Source organism: Streptobacillus ratti, from assembly GCF_001891165.1.
GTDB classification, from domain to species: domain Bacteria; phylum Fusobacteriota; class Fusobacteriia; order Fusobacteriales; family Leptotrichiaceae; genus Streptobacillus; species Streptobacillus ratti.
Window position 1 is genome coordinate 23,093 of the sequence record NZ_LKKW01000018.1, and the last position, 6,624, is coordinate 29,716.

The window sequence follows — 6,624 nt, forward strand, 5'->3', positions numbered from 1 at the left end:
GATGAACAAAGGTAAATTGGTTCAAATTATAGGGCCGGTTATAGATGCAAGATTTGATAATACCTTACCAGATATCTTTAATGCCTTAGAAATATATTATGAAGATGGGAAAAAAATAGTTGCAGAAGTTCAAGCACATTTAGGAAATAATGTTGTAAGAGCAGTTGCGATGACATCTACTGACGGATTAAAAAGAGGAGTAGATGTTATAGATACAGGAGAACCTATTAAAGTACCAGTAGGGAAAGAAACTTTAGGTAGAATTTTTAATGTTTTAGGAGAAACTGTTGATAATGGAGATGAAATTATTACAGAAGAAAGACATTCTATTCATAAAAAAGCACCTGAGTTTGAAGAGCAAGAAACTCACTCTGAAATATTAGAAACAGGAATTAAGGTAGTAGATTTATTAGCACCATATCTAAAAGGAGGTAAAATAGGTCTTTTTGGAGGGGCTGGAGTAGGTAAAACTGTATTAATTCAAGAATTAATTAATAATATTGCAAAAGGTCATGGAGGTCTGTCTGTATTTGCTGGAGTTGGAGAAAGAACCAGAGAGGGTAGAGACTTATATAACGAAATGAAAGAAAGTGGAGTTATTAATAAGACGGCTTTAGTTTATGGTCAAATGAATGAACCACCTGGGGCAAGACTTAGAGTAGCACTTTCAGCCTTAACTATGGCAGAATATTTTAGAGATAAAGAAGGGCAAAATGTATTGTTATTCATAGATAATATATTTAGATTTACACAGGCAGGTTCTGAAGTTTCTGCTTTACTTGGAAGAATGCCATCTGCTGTTGGTTATCAACCTAACCTTGCAACAGATATGGGAGCTTTACAAGAAAGAATTACTTCAACTAAAAAAGGTTCTATTACATCAGTACAAGCAGTATATGTTCCAGCAGATGATTTAACTGACCCAGCACCAGCTACAACATTTTCACATCTTGATGCAACAACAGTATTATCAAGACAAATTGCATCATTAGGAATTTATCCAGCAGTTGATCCTCTTACTTCAACTTCAAGAATACTTGAAGCAGAAATAGTTGGAAATGAACACTATAAGGTAGCTAGAGAAACTGTTAAAGTTTTACAAAGATATAAGGAACTGCAAGATATTATTGCAATACTTGGTATGGATGAATTAGGTGATGAAGATAAAGTAATAGTAAGTAGAGCAAGAAAAATTCAAAGATTTTTCTCTCAACCATTCTCAGTTGCTGAACAATTTACAGGAATGAAAGGTAAATATGTTACATTACGTGAAACAATAAGAGGATTTAAAGAAATTTTAGACGGTAAACATGATGAACTTCCAGAACAAGCTTTTCTTTATGTAGGAACTATAGATGATGCAGTAGCAAAAGCAAAAGATTTAATGGGTGAATAATTATGGAAAAAAAAGATTTTTTTACCTTAAAAGTAGTAACGCCTGAAAAAATAGAATTTTTATCTAAAAAGATAAAATTTGTTAAGGTTAGAACTATAAGAGGGGATATAGGAATATTACCTAATCATACTAATTTTATGAGTTCTCTTGGAGAGGGATTGATGCTTATAAAAAACAGCTCTGAAGAAAAAAGTTACTATATCAGTGGTGGATTTTTAGAAGTTAATCATAACTATGTTACTGTCATGGCAGAAGAAGCTATGTTAGCTGAAAGTGAAGAAGAGTTTAAAAAAATTAAACAACAAAAACTTGAAAAAGCTATTGAAGCTAAAAGGAAAGAAGACCAAGATATACTTGGAACTAAGAAAAAATTACAAGATAGTTTACTTAGATAAAGTTATTTATCGATGTTAAAATAGAAATTAGGAGGTATAAAGTGGTTTTTAAAGACTTTGAATACAAAAGAGTAGATATTGAAGAATTAAAAAAAGTATACATGAAAATTAAAGAGGAACTTGAAAATGCAGAAAATGCACAAAGAGCTATAGAACTTTATTATGAAATTGATGAGATTAATAAAAAGTTCTCGACTAATTATTCATTAGCATATATAAGAAATAGTATAGATACTACAGATGAATATTATTCTGAAGAAAAATCTTTTTATGATGAAAATTTACCATTAATTTCAGAATTTAATAATGATTTAGGAATAGCTTTTGCTAATTCTAAATTTAGATCTGAACTTGAAGAAAAATTTGGTAAACTTGCATTTCAAAAAATAGATTTAGAATTAAAATTATTCAAAAATGAAATTATTGAAGATTTACAAGAAGAAAATAGATTAGTAACAGAATATGTTAAATTGACATCTAGTGCTAAGATTATGTTTGACGGTGAAGAAAGAAATCTTTCAGAAATGGTTCCGTATACTCAAAATATAGATAGAAATACAAGAAAAGAAGCAGTATTAGCTGTTGGTAAATTCTTTGAAGATAATATGGAAGAATATGATAGAATATATGATTCATTAGTTAAAGTAAGAGATAGAATAGCTAAAAAACTTGGATATAAAAACTTTGTTGAAGTTGGATATTTAAGAATGGGAAGACTTGATTACAATGCTAAAGATGTTGAAAATTATAGAAAACAAATAAAAGAAAATGTAGTTCCTCTATATGTTGAACTAAGAAAAAGACAAGAAAAAAGAATAAAGGTTGATAAATTAAGATATTATGATGAGGGAATGGCATTTTTAACAGGTAATCCAACTCCTAAAGGAGATAGAACATGGATGGTTGAAAAAGCTCAAATTATGTATAAGGAATTATCTCCTGAAACACATGAATTTTTTTCAAAAATGGTTGAACAGGAATTACTTGATTTAGATAGTAAAAAAGGTAAACAAGGTGGTGGATATTGTACATCATTAGATTCATATGGTATGCCATTTATATTTGCAAACTTTAATGGAACAGCACATGATGTTGAAGTTTTAACACATGAGGCAGGACATGCTTTCCAATCTTATCAAACTATGAGAAATGTTGATATATCTTCATACTATTGGCCTACTTCTGAATCAGCAGAAATTCATTCTATGAGTATGGAATTTTTAACTTGGCCATGGATGGAATCATTCTTTAAAGAAGATATTGATAAATTCAAGTATCATCATTTAAGTGGAGCATTCTTATTCATACCGTATGGAGCTTTAGTTGATGAGTTTCAACACTTTGTGTATGAAAATCCTAATGTAACACCTGAAGAAAGAAGAATGAAATGGTTAGAACTTGAAAAAGAATATCTACCTACAAGAGATTATGATGGTATGGAATCATATTTAAAAGGATTGTTCTGGTTTAAACAAGGACATATATTTGAAATTCCATTTTATTATATAGACTATACTTTAGCACAAGTAATTGCATTACAAATGTGGAAGTTAAATGGAGAAGACAGAGAACTTGCATGGAAAAAATACATGAGATTATGTGTTCTTGGAGGTTCTAAAACTTTCCTTGGATTATTAGAAGATGTAAAATTAGATAATCCATTTGAAGATGGAAGTCTAGCAAAAATTATTACTCCAGTAAAAGAGTTTTTATCAACAATTAATGATGAAAATCTATAAATCAAATAAATTATAACAAATTAAAAATTATGAGAATCTCTTAAATTTTAGGGATTCTCATTTTTAAATGAAATGTGAATTATAAGAAAAAACTAATGGTATTTTATTTTAATATATGATAGTATTTAGTTAGTATAATTAAGAGGAGTAAAGTTATGACAGAATTAGAAAGATCAAAAGAAATTATTAGTTTTATTGCAAATTCAAATAGAAAAACACCTGTTAAACTTTATACAGATGAAGATATAAAGGGAGAATATGACGTTAAAATTATAGGAAAAGAAACTAAAATTATAATAGGTAATTGGGATGAGATTGAAAAATTAATTAAAGAAAATGATTTAAAAAATTATCATTTAGAAAATGATAGACGTAATTCAGCACTTCCATTACTTGATATTAAAAATATTGATGCTAGAATTGAACCAGGAGCTATTATTAGAGATAAGGTAATTATAGAATCTAAAGCTGTTATTATGATGGGAGCTGTTATAAATATAGGGGCAAAAATTGGAGAAGGAACTATGATAGACATGAATGCAGTGCTTGGAGGAAGAGCTACTGTTGGTAAAAATTGTCATATAGGTGCTGGAACAGTTTTAGCTGGAGTTATAGAACCACCTTCAGCAGATCCAGTTATAATAGAAGATAATGTAGTAATAGGAGCTAATGCAGTTGTTCTTGAGGGAGTAAGAGTAGGTGCAAATTCAGTGGTTGCAGCAGGAGCAGTTGTAACTGAAAATGTACCAAGTGGTGTAGTTGTTGCAGGTATGCCAGCAAAAATAATTAAAATAATAGATGAAAAAACAAAATCAAAAACTGAAATAGTAGAAGAATTAAGAAAATAAGTAAGGTAGATATATATGAAAAAAATATTTATTTGTTTATTTTTTTCTCTTTCATTTATATTAAATGCAGATATTAAATCTGATTTAGAAAAGTCTTTAAAATTAATTACAGAGGGTAAATATGAAAGTGCAAAAACATTATTACATAATGTAATAGAAAAAAAAGCAGAAAATAATGATGATAAAAAATTTTTAGAATCAGCATATTATTATCTTGCAAATATTTATCATAAAGAGAATAAAATCGATGAAGCTAAAATTTATTATAAAAAATTATCAGAAAATTTAGAAGCTAAAACATTTTCTTCTATAAAGGCTAGTCAATATCTATTTTCTATGGCAATGGAAGAAGAAAATTTTGAAGAAGCTATAAATCAAACTGAAATATTGAATAAAAAAACTAATTATCAACAATTGCCTTTTTTATCAAATTTAATTTATTTATATGAAACAAATGGTAAAAAAGAAAAGTTAGAAATTCTTAATAAAAATATAATATTTAAACTTTCTGAAAGAGAAAAAGGTAGTTTATTTAATCTATTAGCTATGTCATATTTAGAAAATAGTAAATATGATGATGCTAAAAGATACTTTGCCTTATTATTAAAAAGTAAAAATAATGAGAATATACAATTAGGATATATTGGATATTCAAGTCTTGAATTTAAGCAAAAAAATAGAGTTAAATCATTAAGTTATTTGAATAAGGCTTTAAGAGTACAAAAAGAAACTCCTATATATATTTTAGAGAATATATATAAGATGTATGTAGCTAATTCAGAATATGAAAGTGCATATAACATTTTAAGAAGTATAGAAAAAAAAGGTAATATTGATATAAATTTAATAATAGATTTAATAAAATATGCTAAATTATTAAATAAAAACGAAGATATAGAGGGATGTTTAGAAAAATTAGAATCTAAAAAAATATGCAATTTTGATCTTGGGATTAAATTAGCTTCTGAAAATTTATTTGAATTTGCAGAAAGATATTTAATAAAATCTAAAAAAGATGGTAATATAAATGCAAATTATGCTTTAATTAATATATATTTTAGTAATAGAGATAGATATAAATTAAGAGTATTATTAGAAGAGATGTTTAAAAATAATGAAATTAGTAAAGAAAAAAAAGATAGTATATTAAAAGAGTTTGAACATTATCAAAAATATAGAAATAATAAGAATTAATAGGCGAGAGCCTATTTTTCTTTTAAAAAATATAGATTTATAGTATAATATGTTAAATATCTTGAAAGGAAATAGATAATTTATTTATGGAAAATAAGGAACTAAGAGAAATATATGAAAAATTAAAAAAAGATATGAAAGATAATCAAAATAAAAATGATAAAATTTTTGATATGATTAAAGATAATAGTTTCATAACTGAAAATGAATTTGATGATGCCTTATCTATTTTGTCTTCAATGAATAAAAATCAAGTAATAAACTATCATGCAATACTTGAAAAATTAATAAAAAAATGGAAAAGTCTTGAAAATAGACCTAAAATTTTATTACATAGTTGTTGTGCTCCTTGTTCCACATATACTTTAGAATTTTTATGTAATTATGCAGATGTAACTATATTATTTGCAAATTCAAATATACACCCTAAACAAGAATATATAAAAAGAAGTGAAGTACAACAGAAATTTATTAAAGATTTTAATGAAAAAACAGGTAATAATGTTAAATATATAGAAGATGAGTACAATCCTAAACATTTCTTAGAATTAACAAAAGGACAAGAAAATGAACCTGAGGGTGGAAGTAGATGTGTAACTTGTTTTCAGATGAGACTGGATATAGTTGCAAAATATGCTAAGAATTTAAATTTTGATTATTTTGGTTCGGCTATTACATTATCACCTAAAAAAAATTCAAAGTTAATAAATGAATTAGGTTTTGAGGTACAAGAAATATATAGGGTTAAATATTTACCATCAGATTTTAAAAAGAATAATGGCTATAAAAGAAGTATAGAAATGTGTAATGAATATGATGTGTATAGACAATGTTATTGTGGTTGTATATTTGCATTAAAACAACAAAACTTAAAGAAAATATAATGGGAATTTGTATTAAACCTCAAATATTAAAAAAGTGAGGTTTAGTACAAATTTTTATTTTTGTCAATTTTTTAATATTATAATCTTATCTCTCTAAATTTAATAATTAAATATTTTAAAAATCTTATTTTATATCATATACTTTTATTTTTATGTTGTGAGATAATA

General features: G+C 26.2%; 6 protein-coding genes. All 6 read left to right on the forward strand.

Annotated elements, in window-relative coordinates; genetic code table 11:
* The first annotated feature begins 1 nt into the window (after nucleotide 1).
* The 6 genes from atpD (at nucleotide 2) to BT993_RS04295 (ending at nucleotide 6,456) form a co-directional block, all read left to right on the forward strand.
* Nucleotides 2–1,396, forward strand: coding sequence for a F0F1 ATP synthase subunit beta (gene atpD / locus BT993_RS04270; protein WP_072593388.1), 1,395 nt, complete (start codon nucleotides 2–4; stop codon nucleotides 1,394–1,396).
* Between the two features lie 2 nt (nucleotides 1,397–1,398).
* The gene (gene atpC / locus BT993_RS04275) at nucleotides 1,399–1,791 is read left to right on the forward strand and encodes an ATP synthase F1 subunit epsilon (protein ID WP_072593389.1); all 393 of its coding nucleotides are present in this window, start codon (nucleotides 1,399–1,401) and stop codon (nucleotides 1,789–1,791) included.
* 41 nt (nucleotides 1,792–1,832) lie between these two features.
* Nucleotides 1,833–3,530, forward strand: a complete 1,698-nt coding sequence (locus tag BT993_RS04280; protein WP_072593390.1) for a M3 family oligoendopeptidase — start codon at nucleotides 1,833–1,835, stop codon at nucleotides 3,528–3,530.
* 155 nt (nucleotides 3,531–3,685) lie between these two features.
* Nucleotides 3,686–4,378, forward strand: a complete 693-nt coding sequence (dapD, locus tag BT993_RS04285; protein ID WP_072593391.1) for a 2,3,4,5-tetrahydropyridine-2,6-dicarboxylate N-acetyltransferase — start codon at nucleotides 3,686–3,688, stop codon at nucleotides 4,376–4,378.
* 15 nt (nucleotides 4,379–4,393) lie between these two features.
* Nucleotides 4,394–5,572 (forward strand): tetratricopeptide repeat protein, encoded by a 1,179-nt coding sequence (locus BT993_RS04290; RefSeq protein ID WP_072593392.1) that lies wholly within the window; start codon nucleotides 4,394–4,396, stop codon nucleotides 5,570–5,572.
* Between the two features lie 86 nt (nucleotides 5,573–5,658).
* Nucleotides 5,659–6,456, forward strand: coding sequence for an epoxyqueuosine reductase QueH (locus BT993_RS04295; RefSeq protein ID WP_415669325.1), 798 nt, complete (start codon nucleotides 5,659–5,661; stop codon nucleotides 6,454–6,456).
* Nucleotides 6,457–6,624 lie beyond the last annotated feature (168 nt).